Genomic DNA, 23,949 nt, shown 5'->3' with positions numbered 1-23,949 from the left:
TTTGTTTATGAAGCAGCAGTTATCCTTCCTTTTTTTGCTCTCTGGCTTATTAGCCGGGTGCTCGTCTACTCCTAATCCCAATGTAGAGCAGATCAATCAATTTACTGGTGGTAAAACGATTGGTGATGCGACCAGTTTTTACTGGTATACCGAACGCTTTCAAAAACCGAGCTCAGCCTCAGACTACGTGACCTCCGGTGACTACGGCAGTTATCAAACCAGCTATCGCTGGGAAGAGGGACAAGTGCGTGAGATTCGCCGTGAAGGTGAGCATCTGGATGGTAAGAAGTTGGTGCCGTTTCGCGTCCATATTCGTTTTAGCAAAGAAGGCGAAGCGGTGTACCAGCAGTATCGGTTGGGCGGAAAAGTACTGCCGATGAATGAAGAGCAACTGGCTCACTACGTTTTGCAAGCCAAAGCGGTGGCAGAGGCAACCAAAGAGCAGGACAAACAAGGTTTAGAGCTGATCCAAGGCTACTGGAATGGTAAAACCTTTGAGACTTGTCAGGGCGTTGAGTATCAGCGCGTCGAGTTTAATCAAAGTTTGCCCAGCTTTGTGTTTAACCGCCTAGCTTCTATCGAAAGCTATGTGGCGTTTTTAGGCAAGATCCGTAACGGCAAAGTGCATATCGACGAGCTGCTGTTGCTCGATGATGCGGGTCACGATTGTGTGAAAGAGCCGGAGTTGCTTGATTAAATCGGCCCATGTTTGCCAATCCAATCGAATAAAAAACTATCGAAGAAAAAAGCGCGAAGTTCGCGCTTTTTTCTATTGATAAGGAGATGGATGCCCGCTTACTTGGCTTGCTCGCGTGCAATCGCGCGATAACCGATATCGCGGCGGCAGAACATACCATTCCAGTGGATTTGATCCGCCAGTTGGTAAGCGCGTTGCTGCGCTTCTAATACGGTATTGCCGAGTGCAGTGGCACACAATACGCGACCGCCATTCGTAACCACTTGGTCTCCTTGGGTTTCGGTGCCTGCGTGGAACACTTTTTGTCCTGCGCTTTCTTGAGTCGGTAGACCTGAAATCACCTCACCTTTGGTGTAATCGCCTGGGTAGCCGCCAGCGGCGAGAACCACACCGATCGAGGCGCGTGGATCCCACTTCGATTCCACCTGATCCAGCTTGCCCGCAATTGCTGCTTGGCACAGCTCAACCAGATCCGATTGCAGACGCATCATGATCGGTTGGGTTTCTGGGTCACCAAAGCGGCAGTTGTACTCAATCACTTTCGGTGCACCAGTGCTATCAATCATCAAACCCGCGTAGAGGAAGCCTGTGTAGGTGTTGCCTTCGGCTGCCATGCCGCGCACGGTTGGGTAAATCACTTCACGCATCACGCGATCATGGACGTCCTGTGTCACCACTGGCGCTGGTGAGTAAGCTCCCATACCGCCGGTGTTCGGGCCAGTATCGGCATCGCCCACGCGTTTGTGATCTTGGCTGGTGGCCATAGGCAGGACGTTTTCACCATCAACCATGACGATAAAGCTCGCTTCCTCTCCATCAAGGAATTCTTCAACCACCACTCGGCTGCCTGCTGAACCAAACGCATTGCCAGCTAGCATGTCTTGAATTGCGTCTTCGGCCTCTTGCAGAGTCATGGCAACAATTACGCCTTTGCCCGCCGCTAAACCGTCGGCTTTCACGACAATCGGCGCACCTTTTTCACGCACATAAGCCAGAGCTGGCTCAATTTCAGTGAAGTTGGCGTAAGCTGCAGTTGGGATGTTGTGACGCGCGAGGAAATCTTTAGTGAAGGCTTTGGAGCCTTCCAGTTGCGCTGCGCCTTGGGTGGGGCCAAAAATCGGTAAACCTGCAGCGCGAAACGCATCCACCACACCAATCACCAGTGGTGCTTCTGGGCCAACGATGGTCAGCTCAATCGCTTTATCTTGGGCAAAGGCAACCAGTGCTGAAATGTCGGTGATGCCAATGTTGACGTTTTGCACCTTGTGCTCAAGGGCAGTACCCGCATTGCCGGGCGCGACGTAGATGGTGTCAACTTGTGGGTTTTGTGCCACTTTCCACGCCAGTGCGTGTTCGCGACCGCCAGAGCCGATGATGAGAACTTGCATTGTGAAATCCTTACTTAAACAAGATGGGGCGCGTTGCACCCCATACCAATCATGCCAATTAATGACGGAAGTGACGCATACCGGTGAAGATCATCGCCATACCGTGTTCGTTGGCCGCATCAATCACCTCTTGGTCGCGCATTGAGCCACCCGGTTGGATAACACAGGTGATGCCTGCTTCGGCCGCAGCATCAATCCCATCACGGAAGGGGAAGAAGGCATCCGATGCCATCACGCTGCCCGCGACTTCCAAGCCTTCATCGGCGGCTTTGATGCCGGCGATTTTCGCGGAGTAAACACGGCTCATTTGACCCGCGCCGATGCCGATGGTCATGTCGCCTTTGGCGTACACAATCGCGTTGGATTTCACGTATTTCGCTACTTTCCAGCAGAACAGGGCATCTTTCAGCTCAGCGTCGCTAGGTTGACGAGTCGAAACCACTTGTAGGTCATCTTGTGCCACCATGCCTTGGTCACGATCTTGCACCAATAAGCCACCATTCACGCGCTTCAAATCAAATCCTGTGGTTTGGCCTTGCCATTCACCACATTCCAGCAAACGTACGTTTTGTTTTGCTGCGACTACGTCGATCGCGGCTTGCGAGACTTTCGGCGCAATGATCACTTCCACAAACTGACGCTCGATGATCGCTTTTGCGGTTTCGCCATCCAGCTCGCGGTTAAAGGCAATGATGCCGCCAAATGCCGAGGTTGGGTCAGTTTGATAAGCGCGGTTATAGGCTTGCAGAAGATCATCGCCCAGCGCTACACCACATGGGTTCGCGTGTTTCACAATCACACAGGCTGGCTGGCTGAACTCTTTGACGCACTCCAGTGCGGCATCGGTATCGGCAATGTTGTTGTAAGAGAGAGCTTTACCTTGAATTTGGCGTGCGGTGGCGACTGAGGCTTCTTGTGGATTGGCTTCCACATAGAAAGCGGCTGCTTGGTGGCTGTTTTCGCCGTAACGCATATCTTGCTTTTTGATGAATTGCGCATTGAACGTGCGTGGGAATTTGCTCTCTTCATCCCCTTCTTTGTTATCACCATAAGAAGGTACGAGTGTGCCGAAGTAGTTCGCAATCATGCCATCGTACGCCGCGGTATGTTCAAAAGCGGCAATCGCCAGATCAAAACGCGTGGTTAAGGTCAGGGAGTTGTGGTTGGCATCCATTTCGCGGATCACACGCTCGTAATCGTGCGCATTCACCACAATGGCCACATCTTTATGGTTTTTCGCAGCAGAACGCACCATAGTCGGCCCGCCGATATCGATGTTTTCCACCGCATCAGCCAGCGTGCAATTTGGGTTAGCTACCGTTTGGGCGAAAGGATAGAGGTTCACCACCACCATATCGATAGGCTGAATGCCGTGGGTGTTCATCACCGCATCGTCTTGACCACGACGGCCTAAAATGCCGCCATGCACTTTCGGATGCAGGGTTTTGACGCGTCCGTCCATCATTTCTGGGAAACCGGTGTAATCGGAGACTTCCGTTACCGTCAGGCCTTGCTCAGCCAATAGACGAGCGGTGCCACCGGTGGAGAGAAGTTCAACGCCGCGCTCTGCAAGCGCTTTTGCGAACTCAACAATGCCGGTTTTATCTGATACGCTGAGAAGCGCACGGTGAATAGGACGAGCGTTGTTCATGCTTCCATTTTCCTTTAAAAGATATTTGCCGAAAGTGATCTGCTGTGCGGTGTTGGGGAAGCTCGCTTCAAAGCCTCACTGCGCAAAAAACAACAGAGCCATTTGGGGAAATACCTTATCCGCCGCGATTTCAATGGCGCGTATTCTAACCAATTTATTACAAAAGATCTCGCGCAATCGTTTGGCATGGGAAAAATAATCGCTAAAAAACGGTTTTTCAAGCACAAATTTTAACGAAAGCTTAAATTTCCCCAAACTACTCCAAGTAGTCAGGGAGGAGGAGGAGTGATGTTTCAGATTGGAGAGTTAGCCAAACGCTGCGGCGTTTCCACCGATACACTGCGTTTCTATGAAAAAAATGAGCTGATTGCTCCGGCAACGCGTACCGAGTCGGGCTATCGACTGTACGATGAAAAGAGCCAGCAACAAGTCACGTTTATTTTAAAAGCTAAAGAGTTAGGGCTGAGCCTCGAAGAGATTAAAGAGCTGCTCGAAATACGTTTGGAAGCGACCGAACACAGCTGCGCCGAGGTGAAAGCGATCACCAGCGCTAAGCTGGCGGTGATCGATCAAAAAATTGAAGAGCTGACCCGTATTCGCAGCGCGCTGAAAAAAATCAATGATGCCTGCTGTGGACATGTCGAAGATAACGCCAGCCACTGCTCGATTTTAGCCGCGTTAGAGTAGAGAAATAACGCCTAATTTATATTCTGATTGATAAGGGTAATTTAGTTTTTACCACTATGAATGACGTTGTCTGATGGTTAAACAACCTAAGTTTGCAATTTTTAGCCTTATCAATAGTAGGTGAAATAGAGTAGTGCACTTATAATTTCGCTCTTCATCGGTGTGTGGTGCTCGAGCATATTCTGCCTCTTACCGATGCTATCTTCCTGATACAAAGAGCTATTCTATGATTGGAATCTGTTTTCAAATCAATGACTGGGTTCTGTGCATTGATGAGAATAAGCTGTATCGCCAAGATAGGGAGGTCTCGGCTGAGCCGCGTCTTATTAACTTGCTGCATTTTCTTGCGGAGCATGCCGGAGAGGTATTCGGCCGTGAGGAACTCATTCAACATGTCTGGGACGGGGCGATTGTCACCGACCAAGTGGTCACTCAATCCATTTTTGAGTTGCGTAAGCTATTGCGCGACGGACGCGAAGAAAACCTCAGCTATGTGGTGACGGTGCCTAAGCGTGGCTATAAGTTAGTCGCGAATGTGCAGCGTCTCGATGGCAATCCCTATGTTTCTCGCCAAGAAGAGTCGACAGCCAGTGATGTCTGTTTGGCGGACGATATCGACGACGTGGAAGAAGCCGTTCCCGAGATCGTATTTCCTGCCGGCCCGTTAACGCGCGCCGTGTGCCAAAGTCAGCAACCGAAGAAATCAAGCAAGCCGAATGTCAGCCGTTGGCGCTTAAACCTGCTCAATGCGATCTGGATTGGCTTAGTGATTGTAGCGATGGGCTTTTTTACTGTGCAGCAGTCTCAAGTGCGCATCACCCAAGTGGTGGATACCCATCTGATTGAATTTAAATTCCAAGACGGTTTTCATGCTCAGGCGCTCACGCATGAGCTTGCCGATGGTATCGCACAAAAGCTGATGGCCGATCTGACCCAAGTGAGTGATTATCGGGTCATTCTCGGTAAAACGGCTTACAGCTCAGGCATTTTGCCCGGTAAGTCAATCATGGTGCGAGTCAATGACCAAGACGGCCATGAGTTTTTAGATCTTGAGCTTAAGAATAACTCTTCCGATGCGGTGCTGTTTAGTCGCCAATATCCGCTCGATAGCCAACATCTGGCCTCTGTGCTGAAAAGTGCGGAATGGGATGTGATGCAAGCGTTGAAAATCCCGAATGCAGAGCAGCAAGCACAGCGTTTGTTGGTGGATTTTCCGCGTCAACCCGCGGCGTTAGGGCTGTATGTGCGCGCCAATCATTATTTGAACGTTGCCGATCGTCAGCAGTTCCAAAAAGGCATTTATTTATTGGAGCAAGTGCTGAAATTAGAGCCGGACAACCATTATGTCCAAGCCGAATTACTGATTGCCTACCATGTGCAGCAAGCGATCAGCCCAGATCAGGCGCTCAATCAAGATCGCATGCTGGTGTTGAGTGAGCAGTTGCAGCAGGTGAGTTACTCCCCTCAAGCGGTGGTGCAGCCACGCATTTATGAGGCGTTAGCACTGCAAGCAACAGTCGAAAACCAAGTGGAAGCGGCCACGCGCTATTTGGCGCAAGCTCAGGGTTTGCGGGAATCGGTGCTTTCATATGTGCTGCAAGGCAAGCACGCTGAACTCAAAGGCGATCTGGATGGCGCAAGCGATGCCTACAGTGAAGCGTTTTATATGGATACGTCGCTGGAAACTTATCTGTTGTGCGAAAACTTGGTGTTCCACTCCAACTTAAAATCCATTGATTACGCCATGTACCGCTCGGTGCATCCTTCGGTGGTTCGTTTACTGTAACGCTTGTCTACGATCAATCTCATCTCTCTATCCCCAAATGACTTGGAATGACTGGTAAGAAGGGGATAGAGCGAACTTGCGCCTTCTTTCTCCGAACTGGCTTTAGCACGGTTTAGAGGGGAGGGCGCGTCGCTTTATCTCTCGGAATCCTTCTGACTGAAAAACGCCCGCCAACAACATCGAACGATGTCTATGTACTCACTAGCCGTTTAACTTCTCATCGCCATTCGTTTGAGCATATTCCCCCAGTCAAATTCAGTGAGCGTCATTGGCATTCTGTGCCGATGGATGTCGCTTCATCGGGCGTCTTGCCAGTGGAGTGACAAATCTTATGGCAAGACCAACAGTTTTTTGGCGATAAACCTCCCTCCTGATACCTCCGCAGAACAGTATTTAGCGTGATGTTTTCACCTTGATATTTTTAGTTGTCTCTCCTGATATTTTTAGGTTTTTTATTAACAACATGAAAATAAAGAGGTTTATAGGTGGTGTTTATCAGGTTGATATCAAGAAACTCATGCTTGGCTCATCATTTTATTGATAAGCGGAAGTTTATTTTTTTTCGTTTTTTTGGGCGTACTCTGCACTTCGAAATTTAGCGAGGTAGCGCAGGTGATTGCACTCATGACATCTCGCTAACCCATTCAGTTTGAGTTTTGTATAACTTAAGTAGAATCGATTTGGAGATGTTATGTCATCAAATGCAAAAAAAATCGGCCTGATCGCCTGTACGGGTGTGGTGGCTGGCAACATGATGGGCAGTGGTATTGCTCTGCTTCCTTCTACGCTAGCGAGCGTAGGTTCAATTTCCATTTATAGCTGGCTGATCTGCATTGTTGGCGCACTCAGTTTGGCGTTTGTGTTTGCTCGTTTGGCAACCAAAAACCCGCAAGAGGGTGGCCCGATTGCTTATGCAGGGGAAGTGTCACCGGTGTTTGGTTTCCAAACGGGCGTGCTTTACTACCACGCTAACTGGATTGGTAATTTGGCGATTGCGATTACCGGTGTTTCTTACCTTTCGGTGTTCTTCCCAGTGCTGAATAACCCGATCCCTGCTGGTTTAGCGACCATTGCTTCGGTTTGGCTATTTACCTTAGTCAACTTGCTTGGTGGTAGCTGGGTAAGCCGTTTATGTACCATTGGTTTGGTGCTGATTTTGATCCCTGTAGTCGGTACGGCTCTGTTTGGTTGGACGCACTTTGACAGCGTGCTCTACAGCCAAAACTGGAACGTGTCTGCCGGTAGCGATGGCCATGCGGTGATCACCGCAGTGCTGATTTGTCTGTGGTCTTTCGTGGGTGTCGAATCGGCGGCGGTTTCTTCCGGTATGGTCGAAAACCCAAAACGCACGGTGCCACTGGCAACCATGTTAGGTACTGGTCTTGCGGGCCTTATCTATGTGCTATCAACTCAAATGATCAGCGGCATGTTCCCTGCGTCTGAAGTGGCGGCATCCGGTGCACCTTTTGCACTGGCGACCACGGCACTGTTTGGTAGCTGGACTGCGCCATTCGTGTCTGCCTTTACTGCACTAGCGTGTTTCACGTCACTTGGCTCTTGGATGATGCTGGTCGGCGAAGCGGGCAAACGTGCCGCTAACGATGGTAACTTCCCGAAAGTGTTCGGTGAAACCGATCGCAACGGTGTGCCGAAAAAAGGTCTGCTGATTGCTTCCAGCATGATGACACTGCTGATGCTGGTACTGATGTTCTTCAGCTCAGAAACTGCACACGCTTCCGATCTGTTTAACCAACTGACTACCGATGCGGTTCTGCTGACCATGCTGCCTTATTTCTACTCCAGCATTAACCTGATCCGCTTCGAAGGCATGACCACTCGCAATACGTTTGTGATGCTGTTCTCCGGTATTGCCAGCCTGTTCTGTATGGTTGCGCTGGCTGGTGCAGAGGGTTCAACCCTGACTGCAACCTTCATCATGTCGCTGATTATTTTGATGTTCTACAGCAAAAAAGCGGGTTTGGATAAATATCTCGAGACTCATCCACAACAAGCTTCGGCTCAGTTCTGATTGACCTTGCTGGCGTCTGCCACGCCAGCTTTCTGAATTCACTATGGCGCTCGTCTTACTCACTGTGCAGTGCACAGAGAGCGCCTTTTTTCGCCTTGGAGATGTCCAAATGAATATTTTCGCTATCTTGAACCACATGGGTGTGTTCTTTAAAGAAGAGCCTGTTCGCCAACTGCATGCAGCATTAGAAAAAGCCGGTTACGACGTGGTTTATCCGGTGGATGACAAAGATCTGATCAAGATGATTGAGATGAACCCACGCATTTGCGGCGTGCTGTTCGACTGGGATAAATACTCGCTAGAGCTGTGTGAGCGCATCAGTAAAGTCAATGAAAAACTGCCAGTGCATGCCTTTGCTAACGAGCAATCGACTTTAGATATTTCGCTAACCGACCTGCGCCTCAACGTGCATTTCTTCGAATACGCTCTGGGCATGGCCGACGATATCGCCATCAAGATCAACCAAGCGACTCAAGAGTACAAAGACGCGATCATGCCTCCGTTTACTAAGGCGCTGTTCAAATACGTGGAAGAGGGTAAATACACCTTCTGTACTCCGGGCCATATGGGCGGTACTGCGTTCCAGAAAAGCCCTGTTGGCAGCATTTTCTACGATTTCTACGGCCCTAATACCTTCAAAGCGGACGTATCGATTTCGATGCCAGAACTGGGCTCACTGCTCGATCACTCCGGTCCACACAAAGAAGCGGAAGAATACATCGCGCGCACGTTCAATGCCGATGCTTCTTACATCGTGACCAACGGTACATCGACCTCGAACAAGATCGTCGGTATGTTCTCCGCACCGGCGGGCAGCACAGTGCTGGTGGATCGTAACTGCCATAAATCATTGACTCACCTGATGATGATGACGGACGTGACCCCCATTTACTTCCGCCCAACCCGTAACGCTTACGGTATTCTCGGTGGTATTCCACAGAGCGAATTCAGCCGTGAAGTGATTGCAGAGAAAGTGGCAAACACTCCGGGGGCGAGCGCGCCAAGCTACGCGGTGATCACCAACTCGACTTACGATGGCCTGCTGTACAACACCCAGTTCATCAAAGAGTCGCTGGATTGCAAACACATCCACTTCGACAGTGCATGGGTGCCTTACACTAACTTCAACCGTATTTATGAAGGCAAATGCGGCATGAGTGGCGAAGCGATGCCTGGCAAAGTGTTCTACGAAACCCAGTCAACCCACAAACTGCTGGCGGCGTTCTCGCAAGCTTCGATGATTCATGTCAAAGGTGAGTTTGACCGCGAGTCGTTCAACGAAGCCTTTATGATGCACACCTCAACCTCACCACAGTACGGTATTGTGGCATCGACGGAAACCGCTGCGGCGATGATGCGTGGCAACACTGGCCGTAAGTTGATGCAAGATTCGATTGATCGTGCGATTCGCTTCCGTAAAGAGATCAAACGTCTGAAAGGCGAGAGCGAAGGCTGGTTCTTCGATGTGTGGCAACCTGAGAACATTGAGACTACCGAGTGCTGGAAACTCGATCCAAACCAAGATTGGCACGGCTTCAAGAATCTTGATGACAACCACATGTACCTTGACCCCATCAAAATCACTCTGCTCACGCCGGGAATGAGCAAAGATGGCGAATTGGAGCAGAGCGGTATTCCGGCATCACTGGTCTCTAAATACCTTGATGAACACGGTATCGTGGTTGAGAAAACCGGCCCTTACAACCTGCTGTTCCTGTTCTCTATCGGTATTGATAAGTCAAAAGCGATGCAGTTGCTGCGCGGCTTGACGGAGTTCAAACGTGGTTACGATCTGAACCTGACCATTCGTACCATGCTGCCTTCACTGTACCGTGAAGACCCAGCTTTCTACGAAGGCATGCGTATTCAAGAGTTGGCGCAAGGCATTCACGATTTAACCCGTAAATACCAACTGCCAGAGCTGATGTACAAAGCGTTCGATGTGCTGCCAGAGATGAAAGTCACGCCACACGTGGCATGGCAACAAGAGCTGCGTGGTCAAACTGAAGAGATCCTGCTTAACGAGATGGTGGGTCGCGTGAGCGCCAATATGATCCTGCCTTATCCTCCAGGCGTGCCATTGGTACTGCCAGGTGAAATGGTGACAGACAGCTCTCGCCCTGTGTTGGATTTCTTGGAAATGCTGTGTGAAATCGGCGCGCATTACCCAGGATTTGAGACCGACATTCATGGTTTGTATCGCCAAAAAGATGGCTCTTACACCGTAAAAGTGCTGAAAGACTGAGCCAGCTTTACCCCCATAAAGACAGCGTAATTCCCCAATGGACGCTGATACACAGAGAGAGCCGAACTGCTCTCTCTTTTTTATGACTCAATCTAGGCTGAAAAGCGTGGTCGCGGGATCAGATTTTAAACACCGCTAAGCTGCGAGCCAGATGCTGGCCATTTTCCATCAACTGTTCACTGGCGGCTGCCACTTGGTTAGCTTGAGCTGAGGCTTGGGTGCTGTGCTCGGCAATCTGGGTGAGGTTACGGGTAATTTCGTCGGTAGCCTCGGATTGCTGGGCGCTCGCGCCTGCGATATGTTGGTTGAAGGACAAGATGGTTTTGATCTGCGCTTCAATCTCATTGAGCATCTGCTGCGCTTGCTCGGCTTGCTGTTGCGTCACCCGTGATTGCTGCTGGGTTTGCGTCATGGATTGGCTGACGCTCTGCGCTTTTTTCTGTAACTGAGCAATGATTTGCTCAATCTCATTGGTGCTGGCTTGGGTGCGAGTGGCGAGGGTGCGCACTTCATCTGCGACCACAGCAAAGCCGCGGCCTTGCTCACCAGCACGTGCCGCTTCAATCGCCGCATTCAGTGCCAGTAAGTTGGTCTGCTCGGCCACACCACGGATCACTTCCAAGACTGCACTGACCGATTGCGTTTCACTGGCCAGCACTTGAGTTTCTTGTTCGGTACGGGTCAGTTGATCGCGCAAGCTCTGCATTTGAGTCGAGGTGAGTGTGATCATTTCGCGCCCTTGGCTGGCCGCTTGATTGGCACTGTGCGCCGCTTGTTCAGCCTGATGGGCAGATTGCGCGACTTCTTGATTGGACGCATGCAACTGATTCATGGCGGAAGCGACGGTATCCACCGCTTGGTGCTGGTCATACGCTTTGCTGGATGCACTTTGCGCTACTTGAGTCAGTTCATCGGCAGAGCCCGTCACGCTTTCGGTGATTGGCGTAATTTCTTGAATAATATGTCGAATTTTATTGGTGAACAGGTTAAAGGCTTGCGCGATTTGTGCCAGTTCATCTTTTCCCGTCACGGTTAATTGGCGAGTAAGATCCCCTTCACCTTGGGCGATATTTTTCAGCGTTGCGAGTGTCTCTTCGCAAGGTTGAGTGATGCTGCGCCCAATCAAGCTGGCAAGCACAATCAATACCAGCAGCGTGCCCACAACCCAAACCAGTATTGAGCTCAGGCGCTGCATCACCAGCGCATTCACATCATCGACGTAGATGCCCGTACCGATAATCCAGCCCCAAGGTTTAAACAGTTTGACGTAAGAGACTTTATCGACGGGTTGTTCGGCACCCGGTTTAGGCCACTGATACTCGACTACACCTTGCTGATTTCTTTGTGTGACATTGACCATTTCGACGAATAAAGCTTTGCCGTTCGGGTCTTTAAAGCTGCGCAGATCTTTGCCATTCAAATCCGGTTTCATCGGATGCATCACCATGGCAGGCTGCGCATCATTAATCCAGAAGTAGTCGTTCGCGCCATAACGCAATTGAGCTATCGCTTGTTTTGCCGTGTTTTGCGCTTGTTCGGTCGTGAGTGTGCCTTGGGTAGCTTGCTGAGCATAGTGCTCAAGCAGTGTGTAAGCACTTTCGACTAAATGCTGAGTTTGAACTTGCTTTTCTTGCATCAGGTCGTGTCGATAATCTTTGACCATAATGGCAAACGGTATCGCCAGCAGTACCAGAATCACCACAGTGAGCAGAAATAAGCGATTACGGATTGAGAGGTGGCGCAGGCTAACGGAAGTCATAAACATCACTCCTTGAGATATGACACGCATGATGAATATTTCATGGTACGCAAGACTGTAACAGATTGTTTTCAGAGCGGTAAATGCGACTAAAGAGGCAAAGTGGTGAAGTTGTGCACGATGTCGAATTTCGCTTCAAGTCCGCAGCAGAAATGTGAAAGCGCGCAATCAGTGAGCGCCAGCGTCACCAAAGGTTGCAGCGACGTGGGCTGCAACCTGTGTGGTTAGATTGTCGGGTGCGACGAGGTCGCCGCGTGGGGAGTCAATTAACCAAAGATAGCGAACAGTGTGGTCGCGACACTGCCACCTATCAATAGCCATCCTGCTCGTTTCGGGGAGCCGTGGAGTTTGGTCCACATCAGTAAACTGGTCAGGGCAAGCAGGAGCATGGCAACCGCAGCAAGGTCGGAAAACAACTGCCAGCCAAGACCCGTTCCCATTCCGCGATGCAAGCGGTTAAGCACAGCGGCCCAGTTGGCTTTTTGATGCTGAGCTTGAATGACTAAGGTACCGGGCACGTATTGGGCGCTAAAGGTATCGGTCACGCTGGTGGCGCGCGCTTCCCAGCGGGCTGGGATCAATAACGGCTGTTGTGGCGTGGGCAACTGCTGCGCGGCGATTTCGCGTATCGTCCACTCATGTTCGCCATATTCGGTATTGAGCTGCGCTTGAAAAGTGCTGACTGAATCGATGGGTTCAGTCAGCGAGAGTTGCCATTCACTTTTGCTGGTGTGTGGCCCGGGCAGTGGCCAGACTGCGCGGTGAGATAACCAAAGGCCAGTGAGGCCATACAACAGCATTAAGAGTAGGGTAAAGAAGCCGCACCATGCATGAAGGCGGCGGACCCATTTATTGTTGTGTAGAGGCAGGCGTCGACGTTGCATAATCAAGCTGGCCGTTAGGCCAGCTCTCCTGTGGTTATCCCCTTTGACTTGCCGCTGCATGCCAAATGGGGATCAATCGTTTAGAACTGGTAAGACGCTGTGAGGTAGAACTCACGCGGTGCACCCGGCTGAATTTGTGTGCTGCTGGTGGCACTCAGGTAGTAATCCTTATCGAGCAGGTTTTCTACGCTCAGTTGAGTGCGCCAAGCTTGCCATTGGTAGCCGAGACGTGCATCGAAACGGGCATAACCGGGCAGTTTGGTGGTGTTAGTACGATCGGCATAGCGATCGCCGACCGCCACAAAACCGGTCTCACCAAACCAGCCATCGCTTGCTGATTGATAAGCGACAAACAGCTCACCATTGAGGCGCGATACGTTGGTTGGGCGTTTACCTTGCTCACTGGCATCAGCTTCGACGTATTTTGCATCTTGCAGACCAATGCCGCCACGCAGAGAAAATTCATCGGTGAGAAGAGCACGGCTGCTCAGCTCAATACCATCGGTACGTTGTAATCCGGTGAGAATAATACGCTCCTGATCATTCGGATCACGCATACGGCGGTTATACATTTCTAAGCGATAGACGGATAAAGTGGTTGAGATGCGTCCCTCTAGCCAATCGCTTTTGACGCCAGTTTCATACAGGCGTGAGTGCTCAGGATCGAGGTGGTTATGTTTGTCTCCCGGCGTAATGCCAATAACGCCACCACCAACCGGAGAATAGGTTTGTGAGTAGGAAGCGTACAACGCATGCTCTTGCACAGGGGTCCATACCACACCTAAACGTGGGCTTAAGCTGTTGGATGAGATGGTCTCTTCTTTATTGGTATCGTGGCGATGAGTGGTGACGGTGAAATCATCGTGACGCAGACCTGCCAACACAATCCAATCTCCCCATTGCAGTTGATCTTGGACATAAATACCGTAGCTCCGCACTTTATGAGTGGCATCACTAAATACTGACATAGGTCCGTTGTATGTCGGCAGTGACTCAGGTTGGTACAGGTTACCACTCGGGATGCTGTTGGCGTTGCGATACAGTTTCGGCGAGCGCTCTTGCCAGCCCTGCTCTAGACCGATCAGAATTCGGTGAGCAATCGGGCCCGTATTGAAGGTGCCTTCGGTTTCGGTATTGCTGATCAGGTTGTTGGCTTGCAGATCTTGTTGGAAGCGTTGACGCGTGACTTGGTCGCCACTGACGCGAGCTACGTAAGTGTTATCAAACTGACTATCGAGCTTGGTGTAGCTCAGTTGTTGGCGCAGTTGCCATTCTGGGTGGAATGCCCAAGTAATGCGTGAGCGCGTGGTGGCCACATCATCATCAATAAAGTCACGGCTGGTATCGCTGTAAACACTGCTCGCAGGAACCTCAGCAGGAGAGCCGTTCACCGCCGGAATACCACGATCTGGCACGCGATTATGGGAGTTTTGCTCATACTGGATAAGCCAGCTCACATCATCATTGATGTCCCAGTTCAGAGACGGAGCAAGCAAAGTGCGTTTGCCTTCCACGCCATGGCGGAAACTGCCGTAATCTTCTTGAGCAATATTGAGGCGAACTTGTACTTGCTGATTGACCTCACCATTGAGATCCGCGGCAAGGCGTTGGTAATCATGGCTGCCAATGCGTGCAGAAACGCTCGCGGCATCACCTGCGTGTGGCACTTTGCTGACGCGGTTGACGATCCCCCCTGTACTACCACGGCCATACAACACCGCCGCTGGGCCTTTGAGAACTTCGATACGCTCGATGTTGCCGAGATCGCGGGTGTACTGCATATCATCACGAAAACCATCGAGATAAAAATCGTTGCTGGCGGAAAATCCACGAATATTGATGCCGTCAAAACGGGTATCGCCGTTGGCGTTGACCCCCGGTACCCCAGCTAACGCTTCGCTTAGGCTGGGAGCGCCAAACGCGGTCAACTCTTCCGCAGAAAGTGAATCAATGGTTTGCGGCACCAGTTTCGCCGGTGTGGCGGTGCGGGTTGCGGTGGCGACTTCGGGCAGTTGGCTTTGTTGACTGGTGATGACCAAGGTTTCTTGTTCGGCATGGGCGGGGGCACAAGCGGCGAAAACGGCTAGACTGACCCAGGTTCTTGAGCGAGTAAAATGAGACATGAAGGATTAACTCTATTTATTATTGACGAATAATGTCAGTGGCAAACATTCGCCACAAAAATGAATCGCAAATGATAGTAATTTTCATTATTGATTCAAGTATTATTTGTGCATTTCATCCTTGTTGGTGATATCTCATTCTGCTCAACGAGTTAACGCGCAATATAAAAAAAGACCAAACGGAGCGTTTGGTCTTTGGTGGGGGAATGAGTTGAAAAGGCTTATACGTTGCGTACGAGCTCGGCGAGGGTATCCCAGTCGCCTTTGTCCATCAGGTCAGTCGGTACCATCCAAGTGCCGCCACACGCGACAACCGATTTGAGCGCCAGATACTCTTGCGCATTGTTTGGATTGATACCGCCCGTTGGCATAAAGCTCACTGGGTACACCGCGCTCAGCGCTTTCAGCATCGCAATGCCGCCAGATGGCTCGGCCGGGAAGAACTTCAGGGTACGCAGACCCATTTCCATGGCCTGTTCCACCAAACTTGGGTTGTTGACGCCCGGAATGATCGCGATATTGCGCTGTTGGCAGTATTTCACTGTGGTCGGGTTCAGACCCGGGCTCACGATGAAATCAGCTCCCGCCGCAATCGCTTCATCCACTTGCGCTGTCGTGAGTACAGTGCCCGCGCCAATCAGCAGGTCTGGATACGCCTCACGCATGATGCGAATCGATTCCGCGGCCGCAGCGGTGCGGAAAGTGACTTCTGCACAAGGCAAACCGTTTTCAACCAGCACTTTGGCCAGTGGCAGTGCGTGGGCGACATCATTAATCGCAATAACAGGGACAATTTTGATCGCTCGTAAGCGTTGTTCAATGGTCATGAGTCCATACCTCTACAGAATAAAGCTGAGTGTTGCCACAATCAGGAAGGCGATACCGCCCAAAAGGGTTTCCATCACAGTCCACGTTTTTAGAGTGGTTTTCTCATCCATCTCCATCAAACGCGACACCAGCCAGAAACCAGAATCGTTAAAGTGTGAAAGCACAGTAGCACCGCCGGCAATCGAAATCACGATAAAGCACAGGTCAAGCTCAGACAGGCCAGTGGTCGCCGCCACCGTCGGTGCAATCAGGGCTGCCGTCGTGGTCAGAGCGACCGTGGCCGAACCTTGAGCGACGCGTAAACAGGTCGCAATCACAAACGCGGCGACCACAACGGGCATACCGGTATCCGACAGCACGCCAGCCAGTGCGCTACCAATGCCACTCGCGCGCAGTACGCCACCGAACATGCCGCCCGCACCGGTGACTAAAATCACCGCGCAGATGGGGGCAAGCGAATCACCACACAGTTTTTCTAGGCGTGCCATGCCGTAATCTTTGGCGAACGCTGCGATACAGACGAGCAGAGTGATCAGCAGAGCAATCGGTGTTTTACCCAGCATACGCAGGAATTCGACTGCGGGAGCTTTACCATCAATCATGCCCGCGACCGCAAGGGTGTTCAAACCGGTATCCATAAAAATCAGCAGCACTGGCAGTACCAGAATGGTCATGACCGTGGCAAATTTGGGTAGCTTGGCTTCGTCAATGATCGCATCGGTATTGAAGAAGGCTTTCGACAAAGGAATATCGAATTTCTTACCGGCATACAGACCAAATAGGTAAGCGCCCAAGTACCAAGTCGGGATGGCTACGAGTAAGCCAACAATCAGCAGCAAGCCGATGTTTGCGCCGAGCAGTTCTGCCGCTGCAACCGGCCCCGGATGCGGTGGCACAAAGGCGTGCATGACCGCAAACGCACCTGCTGAAGGCAGCGCGTATTTAAGGGGGGAGCCACCAAAGCGTTTCGCGACGCTGAAGATGATCGGCATCATCACAATCAGGCCAGCATCAAAGAAGATGGGGAAGCCAAACAGTAGTGATGCCACACCGAGTGCAAACGGTGCGCGCTGCTCGCCAAAGCGGCCGATCAGCGTATCCGCCAGCACTTTCGCACCGCCCGTCACTTCCAAGATTTTACCAATCATAGCGCCAAGGCCGACCAGCAGCGCGACCGAAGCCAGCGTGCCACCAAAGCCTGTCATCATGGTCGACACCACTTTGTCAGACGCCACGCCAGTGGCGATCGCAGTGCCTAAACTGACTAAGGTCAGTGAAGCAAAAGCGTGGATTTTAAAACGAATAATCAGCAGCAGTAGCGCAATAATGGCGACCGCCGCCACGGTTAATAGATACGTAGGATCAGAGGTTTGTAGTAAGGGGTCCATGAGTTCACCGTCCAGATTTATAGTTTGTGTTATAGCTCACATTTAGTGAAGTTACCGGTAACATGTTACCCATAACATGAATAAGATAAACCCATATTTCGAAGTGAATTTTAAAAATGCGATCACGCGCAAGTTTGGTTTTAAGGAGTCGTTATGGCCGGTAGTAGCATCATTGTGATGGGGGTTTGTGCTTGCGGTAAAAGCACCATTGGTGAGTTATTGGCAAAGCAGACTGGGCGAAAATTCATTGATGGCGATGATCTTCATCCGCGTGCCAATATTCAGAAAATGGCCTCCGGCCAGCCGCTCAATGATGAAGATCGTAAACCTTGGTTAGAGCGCATTCGTGATGCCGCTTACAGCCTCGAAAGCAAAAACGAACATGGGGTGATTGTCTGCTCGGCACTCAAAAAGCAGTACCGTGACCAGATCCGCGAAGGCAACCAAAACGTGACCTTCTTGTTCTTGGATGGCTCGAAAGAACTGATCATGGAGCGTATGCGTGCTCGCCAAGGCCATTTCATGAAAGAGAACATGGTCAACAGTCAGTTTGAAACCTTAGAGCGCCCTGATGGTGAGCCGCAAACCCTGATCATCCCTATTGATTGTTCAGTGCAGGAAGTGGTGAGCTGTGCGATTCAAGCGCTGCAAGAGCAGGAGGGGCTATGATTCATCCTATTTTAGCCAAGGTCACTCAAAACCTGACGGAGCGTAGCCGTGAAGCACGTGCGGCCTTCATTGCACGCAGTCAAGCACAAGAAAAAGCCGGCAAAGGTCGCACCTCACTCTCTTGCGGTAATTTAGCCCACGCAGTGGCGGCCTCTTGCAGCACAGAGAAAAAAGCGATCCTCGATTTCACGCGCAGTAATGTGGCGATTGTGACGTCCTATAACGATATGCTCAGCGCGCATCAGCCTTATCAGCACTATCCAGACCGCATCAAGATGGTGTTAGCCGAGTACGGCCATACCGCGCAGGTCGCCGGTGGCGTACCCGCCATGTGCGATGGCGTGACGCAAGGTCAGCCGGGGATGGATATGTCGCTGTTTTCCCGTGATTTGATTGCGCAGGCGACCGCACTATCCCTCAGTCACAATGTGTTTGATGCCACTTTACTGCTCGGTATTTGTGACAAAATCGCGCCGGGGCAATTGATGGGCGCGCTCTCGTACGCCCATCTGCCGACCGCATTTATGCCTGCGGGTTTAATGGAAACCGGCATCAGCAATGAAGAGAAGGTGGATATTCGCCAGAAGTATGCGGCGGGGGAAGTGGGGAAAGAGGCACTGCTCAATATGGAGTGTCAGGCTTACCACGCGCCCGGTACGTGTACTTTCTACGGCACCGCCAACACCAACCAATTGGTGTTTGAAGCCATGGGGCTGATGTTGCCTGGCTCGGCGTTCGTGCATCCTCATTCGGCGCTGCGCCAAGCATTGAACGATGACGCGACGGTAAAAATTGCCAGCATGACCCAAGGTTCAGCGCAGTATCGTCCGCTCTATCAAGTGGTCACCGAGAAAAGTCTGCTCAATGGGATTGTCGCTCTGCTGGCTTCTGGTGGCAGTACGAACCACACCATTCATATGTTGGCGGTGGCACGTGCCGCGGGGATTTTGCTGACCTGGCAGGACATCAGTGATCTGTCGGATGTGGTTCCACTGCTGGCTAAGGTTTACCCGAATGGCCCCGCGGATATGAATGCCTTCCAACAAGCGGGTGGTGTCCCCGCACTGATGAAGCGTTTGCATGAAGCCAAGTTGCTGCACTCGGATGTCACACCGGTGTTTGGTGAGTTTAGTGATCAGCTGACGCTGCCTGAGTTGGTGGATGGCGAGCTGCGTTGGATGGCGTGCGAAGGCACGCGTGATGCACAAGTGATCGCGGCGAGTGGCGAGTGCTTCCAAACCACTGGCGGCACTAAAATGCTGAACGGGAACTTAGGCCGCGCGGTGATCAAAGTTTCGGCGGTGAAAGAAGAACAACGCATCATTGAAGCGCCGGCGGTAGTTTTCCAGTGCCAGCACGAAGTAGAAGCGGCTTACCAGCGTGGTGAACTGAATAAAGACTGCATTGTGGTCGTGACCCACAATGGCCCCGCGGCGAATGGCATGCCTGAATTGCACAAATTGATGCCGATTTTGGGCAACGTGCAAAAAGCCGGATTCAAAGTCGCGCTGGTGACCGATGGTCGTTTGTCGGGCGCGTCAGGTAAAATTCCATCTGCGATTCACGTGTCACCAGAAGCGGTACGCGGAGGTGCGATTGGCTTAGTGCGTGATGGGGATTTGCTGCGCTTGGATTGCACAACAGGCACGCTTGAGAACTTAACCGACATGAGCCATCGCCAAGCTCTCGCTTTAGATACCGAGCGCGATCAGCAAATGTGGGGACGCGAATTGTTTAAAGTGATGCGCCAAGCGGTGTCTTCCGCCGAACAAGGGGCGAGCTTTATTGTTTAAGCCAAATCAGTCAATGTTTGCGGCAATGCCAAAAAGAGTTTGTTGGCGTGCGAAATAAGCCTCTATTATAGGCATTTGGTCACTGTTCGCTCGAATAGAGCGAACAGTATTCTTTTATTTCAAACAGTGCAGGCTGTTTTAAGAAAAGACTATTGCCTATGAAAAAAATGTTACGGCAAGAGATTGCTTTGCCTTTTGGTTTGTTGACGCTACTGTTTTTCAAAACATGGGGTGAGAGTTTGCTCACCGATACTACTCCGCTTGGGATTTATCTACCGACTTCTTTCGGTCTATTGGTTGTGGTGACGTGGGCGATATTTTCCGTCGTTCGCCATTCGGATGCTTTGGCGATCAAACTGGGTGAACCCTTTGGAACACTGATCCTTACCTTATCTGTGATTTCACTTGAGGTGGTGATGATCTCCTCGGTTATGCTGACTGGTGAGCCTAACCCAACTATGGCTCGTGACACCATGTTTGCGGTGGTGATGCTGGTGACGAATGGCTTAGTTGGCTTCACTCTGCTATTTGGCGGCTGGCGTTACCATACCCAAAGCTTCAACTTAGATGGTGTGAAATCTTACCTAGTGGCGATCATTCCTCTCGCGTTACTTTGTTTGGTCCTGCCTAACTTCACTGAGGGTGGAAGTGTTGGAAGTCTATCGAGCGCTATGTCATGGATGCTGATCATCATCTCGATTTTGCTTTATGGTGTTTTTCTTTTGATTCAAACCCGCAGTCATAGTCACTTCTTTGTGGATAGTGATCAGGAGGACTATGAGGAGAGTCACGGTCCGCTGCAAAGTAATACTTATCACACGCTGCTGCTGGTAGCGTATTTAGTGGTAGTGATTTTGCTCGCCAAAACATTAGCGATCCCCATTAACTATGGGGTACACGTGATGGAGGCTCCTGCTGCGTTAGGTGGTTTTATTGTTGCGTGTATCGTATTAGCGCCAGAGGCTGTGGGTGCACTCAAAGCGGCGTTCAACAATCAATTACAAAGAGCGATGAATCTCTATTTTGGTTCCGTACTTGCGACGATAGCACTCACTGTGCCTTCTGTGCTGTTTATTGGCGCAATGATGGATCAAGAAGTGCGTCTTGGGCTTGATCCTGCCGATTTAGTTTTACTCGTCACTACCTTGATGGTTTGTAAGGTCACCTTCAGCAGTGGTCGTACTAATGTGTTACATGGTGCGACCCATCTTGTACTGTTCGTGGTTTATCTGTTTTTGATGTTTGAGCATCAGTAATTTCTCTTCGTTACACTGCTCAAAAAGCAACCCGCAGGATGACTCCTGCGGGTTAATTATCTGTGGCAGTTATGCGTGGCTAATTTAGCCAAGCTCTTCCCATTTTAATGCTGAGTAACGGCATCGGTTACCGGTGCTTCATCTTCATGCCAGAGTAAATCGGCGCGATTGGCATAACGTTCCTCAAACGACATCTCTGGACTCAAATCGTATTTGAGGGTGACCTTGAGTCGTTCAAACGCTTGTTTTGCTACCTCTGGTGTTGCGGTTGCGTGGGGATTGATCAGCAGTTCAGCGGTACGCTGATTTGGCTCATGCACCAGATCGAAGTAGCCAATATCTTCACCCGTCAATGGACCTACGGCGAAGATAATATCCTCAGGTGGAATATTCAGGGTTGCAATCTCATGCAGTGTTTTACCGCGCAGGCTGGTGTCGACAGCAACGCCACCTTGATTTAATTCAACTGCATACACGTAGCCTCGCTGATGGCCGAGCGCATAATTGACGGCCACAGATTGTTCCGTACTGGTTGAAATCACCCCACGGATCGCACGAGTATGCTCAGCCAATCGAATATATTCGACAGGACCCACTCGACGATTAAAACCGGAATGGAATAATTCATCCGGTAAACGAGTATCACCTCGGAACACTAAACTTCCTTTTAGCTCGGGCTGATAGGAGCGCAAGAAGGGGATATTGAGGATCTCTTGCTGCGCTTGTTGATTCACTCTGTGCAGTGCTTTGACATCGGTTAAATAGGCTTGTGGATCGACTTGCTGCTCCAATTCCCAGAAATCGCGAGCGGCTTCTAAATCACGCCCACCTGCCATGTCGGCATAGCCAGAGCCGCCCAAGCCGGGACGCTTAGGTAAATCTTCGGGCAGTAAAATATCCGGTAAATCACTACGATGACTGTTGGTTGCAGAATCGACCTCGCTCTCCAGATCATCGCCTCCCCCTTGTAATCCGGCATTTTCTAACCACTGTGGTTCGCCCGTTTCCATATCAAGCGCTCGACGAATCGGCTTACTGTTTAGCACTCGGCCACTGGCAGCATCCACTTCGCGGTAATAACCCCAATCATCAGGACGCAGCAGCGCTCCGCGACCACTTTGGGTCAGTTTGACCCCAATCAGTTCTTCACCGGTTTGTGGATGAGTGACGATACGCGGCATAGCCACAAAGTTATGCAGCTCTTCAGCTGGGAAGCCGCGATTGACGACTATGGTATTTTCTAAAGCATGATTGGCGACGTTCACCGATTCACTGAGTGAGCGGCCATATTGGGCGAGAGCTGGCACAAGTGTTGTCGCGCCAAGAATAGCACCATTGATGGCGCTCATTCGCGTACCTTCCATTCGTTCAGCTAACGTATCGCCATGTACTGCTTTATCGAGACTTAAGCCAAATTGAGTACTGCTGAGCTCGATACTGAGCGGAATCCCTACCTCCGGTGCGATAAGATCAACCACGGGGAATAAGGTCATGACACTGTAAGTGAGCGAGAGAAAGTAATCGCGCTGCGCTTCACTGTTGGATTTGATCTGAGTGTCGCCATCGCTTTCTAAACGACTCTTCACCTGCTCGGTGATGCGTGCAAACACATCGCCATATACAGCATGATGCTTGAGCATCAAATAGCTCTCGTCCCATGTCCCCGATGCGAAGCCTTTCAGCGCCGTATCGATGCCTGAGTAAGTCCCCCCATCTTGTCTTAGTGCCAGGCTGAAATGTTTGGCTAAGGCTTGGCGGTTACTGGTGTTTTTCAGGCTTTTAAATAGGATTTTTTTGAGTTGGCGCTCATCACTATAAGGTAAGAAGGGCTGAGGTGCGCCGGGGATGTACAGCAGCCCAGCATTATGACCCTCTTGTTCGATCAATAAAATATCGGTCGAATCGTAACCGTAAATGTCAAAACGGCAGACATGAATATCTTGTGGACGCTGATGTCTTAGTAATGAGGTTGCCAGTTGATACTGAGCTTGGTCGAGTAAGCCAAGACGATACTGCTGATGAGCAGAAAAGGCATAGTTGTCGCGCAGTAACTGGGTGTAGCGTTTGCTGTATTGTGTCCAAAACTGATTCAGCGCTTGGCTGTAACTTTTTTGAATATCGAGATTGTAGTAAGCAATATTCCATAATTCAGAAGAGAGCAGGCGGACTTCATTATGTTCGTCGTACTGCTTGGCAGACGTTCCTTGGGTGTATACCCCAGTTTCGACATCAATCGTATTGGGTGGGGTATCTCGAAACTGATTAAACACATTGAGCATGACCGCTTGCGTCAAGGTATATGACTCAACAGGCGTTTCATCATGTGCCCAGCCATTGTAGGTGCGAGGGCTGCTCATAGCACCATTGAAGCGATGATAGAACACCTTATCGGGATCAATGTTTGGGTAACCATGCTTGACTAAAGCCGCTTTCAGCTTACGTGAGGCGACGCCGACTGGGTCCGGTATAGCCTGAATCAACTCGGCATAATCTTGGGTGAAATGCAGCTGCCACGCCTTATCAAAAGGCGCTTGCTGAATGGAGGCTTCATTACCATTAGGCAGAGTATTGGTAGCCCAAGAGACATGGGGCAAGGCCAATGCCACAGCGAGAAAAAGGGGAGTTATGATTTTATTGTGCATCATTCATCTCTAAAAGGTTAAGAGTTAGAAGGGATGCTAAGTGGTTTAAGAAATTTTAATATAATCAAATTCTTATAAATATATTTACCTAGCCTATGAATGCTAGCATGAGTATTTATGCGGA

18 protein-coding genes are annotated in these 23,949 nt (G+C 50.7%); 8 read left to right on the top strand and 10 right to left on the bottom strand.

The annotated features are described in order from the left end of the window. Nucleotides 1-7: 7 nt before the first annotated feature. A complete protein-coding gene (locus F0316_RS12725; RefSeq protein ID WP_000813300.1) occupies nucleotides 8-697 on the top strand; it encodes a DUF1481 domain-containing protein in 690 nt (229 codons plus the stop codon). Nucleotides 698-795: 98 nt separating this feature from the next. Here F0316_RS12725 and purD read toward each other — a convergent pair whose 3' ends face one another. The 3 genes from purD to F0316_RS12710 form a co-directional block, all read right to left on the bottom strand. After that, the gene (gene purD, locus F0316_RS12720; protein ID WP_095477799.1) at nucleotides 796-2,085 is read right to left on the bottom strand and encodes a phosphoribosylamine--glycine ligase; all 1,290 of its coding nucleotides are present in this window, start codon (nucleotides 2,083-2,085) and stop codon (nucleotides 796-798) included. A 58-nt stretch (nucleotides 2,086-2,143) separates the two neighbouring features. Next, nucleotides 2,144-3,736: a bifunctional phosphoribosylaminoimidazolecarboxamide formyltransferase/IMP cyclohydrolase gene (gene purH / locus F0316_RS12715; RefSeq protein ID WP_149560524.1), complete on the bottom strand. Its 1,593-nt coding sequence runs from the start codon at nucleotides 3,734-3,736 to the stop codon at nucleotides 2,144-2,146. A 75-nt stretch (nucleotides 3,737-3,811) separates the two neighbouring features. Beyond that, entirely contained in the window at nucleotides 3,812-3,991 is a 180-nt protein-coding gene (locus F0316_RS12710) for a hypothetical protein (protein ID WP_046127191.1), read from the bottom strand. A 33-nt stretch (nucleotides 3,992-4,024) separates the two neighbouring features. On the opposite strand from F0316_RS12710, the gene zntR reads away from it, so the two are divergent. The 4 genes from zntR (at nucleotide 4,025) to F0316_RS12690 (ending at nucleotide 10,483) form a co-directional block, all read left to right on the top strand. Next, nucleotides 4,025-4,423, top strand: a complete 399-nt coding sequence (zntR, locus tag F0316_RS12705; RefSeq protein WP_000486335.1) for a Zn(2+)-responsive transcriptional regulator — start codon at nucleotides 4,025-4,027, stop codon at nucleotides 4,421-4,423. Nucleotides 4,424-4,649: 226 nt separating this feature from the next. Continuing rightward, on the top strand, nucleotides 4,650-6,209 hold the full coding sequence (gene cadC, locus F0316_RS12700; protein WP_095477804.1) for a lysine decarboxylation/transport transcriptional activator CadC: 1,560 nt from the start codon (nucleotides 4,650-4,652) through the stop codon (nucleotides 6,207-6,209). Nucleotides 6,210-6,900: 691 nt separating this feature from the next. Continuing rightward, on the top strand, nucleotides 6,901-8,238 hold the full coding sequence (gene cadB, locus F0316_RS12695; protein ID WP_057568290.1) for a cadaverine/lysine antiporter: 1,338 nt from the start codon (nucleotides 6,901-6,903) through the stop codon (nucleotides 8,236-8,238). Between the two features lie 109 nt (nucleotides 8,239-8,347). Beyond that, nucleotides 8,348-10,483 carry a lysine decarboxylase CadA gene (locus F0316_RS12690; RefSeq protein ID WP_001019828.1) on the top strand — a complete coding sequence of 712 codons (2,136 nt, stop codon included), beginning with the start codon at nucleotides 8,348-8,350 and terminating at the stop codon, nucleotides 10,481-10,483. A gap of 118 nt (nucleotides 10,484-10,601) precedes the next feature. Here F0316_RS12690 and F0316_RS12685 read toward each other — a convergent pair whose 3' ends face one another. From F0316_RS12685 to F0316_RS12660, 6 genes are all read right to left on the bottom strand, one after another. Continuing rightward, nucleotides 10,602-12,242 (bottom strand): methyl-accepting chemotaxis protein, encoded by a 1,641-nt coding sequence (locus F0316_RS12685; protein WP_000205011.1) that lies wholly within the window; start codon nucleotides 12,240-12,242, stop codon nucleotides 10,602-10,604. 89 nt (nucleotides 12,243-12,331) lie between these two features. Further along, entirely contained in the window at nucleotides 12,332-12,457 is a 126-nt protein-coding gene (locus F0316_RS12680) for a hypothetical protein (RefSeq protein ID WP_001905272.1), read from the bottom strand. 51 nt (nucleotides 12,458-12,508) lie between these two features. After that, on the bottom strand, nucleotides 12,509-13,186 hold the full coding sequence (locus F0316_RS12675; RefSeq protein WP_032476707.1) for a PepSY-associated TM helix domain-containing protein: 678 nt from the start codon (nucleotides 13,184-13,186) through the stop codon (nucleotides 12,509-12,511). A gap of 20 nt (nucleotides 13,187-13,206) precedes the next feature. Continuing rightward, complete coding sequence (locus F0316_RS12670; protein WP_000017911.1) at nucleotides 13,207-15,249, bottom strand: TonB-dependent receptor; 2,043 nt, start codon at nucleotides 15,247-15,249, stop codon at nucleotides 13,207-13,209. A 221-nt stretch (nucleotides 15,250-15,470) separates the two neighbouring features. Further along, entirely contained in the window at nucleotides 15,471-16,076 is a 606-nt protein-coding gene (locus F0316_RS12665; protein ID WP_000151466.1) for a bifunctional 4-hydroxy-2-oxoglutarate aldolase/2-dehydro-3-deoxy-phosphogluconate aldolase, read from the bottom strand. Between the two features lie 12 nt (nucleotides 16,077-16,088). Beyond that, nucleotides 16,089-17,465, bottom strand: a complete 1,377-nt coding sequence (locus F0316_RS12660; RefSeq protein ID WP_000371414.1) for a GntP family permease — start codon at nucleotides 17,463-17,465, stop codon at nucleotides 16,089-16,091. A gap of 153 nt (nucleotides 17,466-17,618) precedes the next feature. Here F0316_RS12660 and F0316_RS12655 point away from each other — a divergent pair, with 153 nt between their 5' ends. The 3 genes from F0316_RS12655 (at nucleotide 17,619) to F0316_RS12645 (ending at nucleotide 21,183) form a co-directional block, all read left to right on the top strand. Continuing rightward, on the top strand, nucleotides 17,619-18,134 hold the full coding sequence (locus F0316_RS12655; RefSeq protein ID WP_000919108.1) for a gluconokinase: 516 nt from the start codon (nucleotides 17,619-17,621) through the stop codon (nucleotides 18,132-18,134). Then, the gene (edd, locus tag F0316_RS12650; RefSeq protein WP_084980797.1) at nucleotides 18,131-19,927 is read left to right on the top strand and encodes a phosphogluconate dehydratase; all 1,797 of its coding nucleotides are present in this window, start codon (nucleotides 18,131-18,133) and stop codon (nucleotides 19,925-19,927) included. The genes F0316_RS12655 and edd overlap by 4 nt, the downstream gene beginning before the upstream one ends. Before the next feature lie 158 nt (nucleotides 19,928-20,085). Beyond that, nucleotides 20,086-21,183, top strand: coding sequence for a calcium:proton antiporter (locus F0316_RS12645; protein WP_000738527.1), 1,098 nt, complete (start codon nucleotides 20,086-20,088; stop codon nucleotides 21,181-21,183). A gap of 104 nt (nucleotides 21,184-21,287) precedes the next feature. On the opposite strand, the gene F0316_RS12640 is transcribed toward F0316_RS12645, so the two are convergent. Next, nucleotides 21,288-23,828, bottom strand: coding sequence for a dermonecrotic toxin domain-containing protein (locus F0316_RS12640; RefSeq protein ID WP_149560523.1), 2,541 nt, complete (start codon nucleotides 23,826-23,828; stop codon nucleotides 21,288-21,290). Between the last annotated feature and the right edge of the window lie 121 nt (nucleotides 23,829-23,949).

Origin of the sequence: Vibrio cholerae (assembly GCF_008369605.1) — a bacterium.
In the GTDB taxonomy this organism is placed as follows: domain Bacteria; phylum Pseudomonadota; class Gammaproteobacteria; order Enterobacterales; family Vibrionaceae; genus Vibrio; species Vibrio cholerae.
Note: the sequence above shows the minus strand (reverse complement) of the source record. Positions and strands in the feature narration are given on the sequence as shown.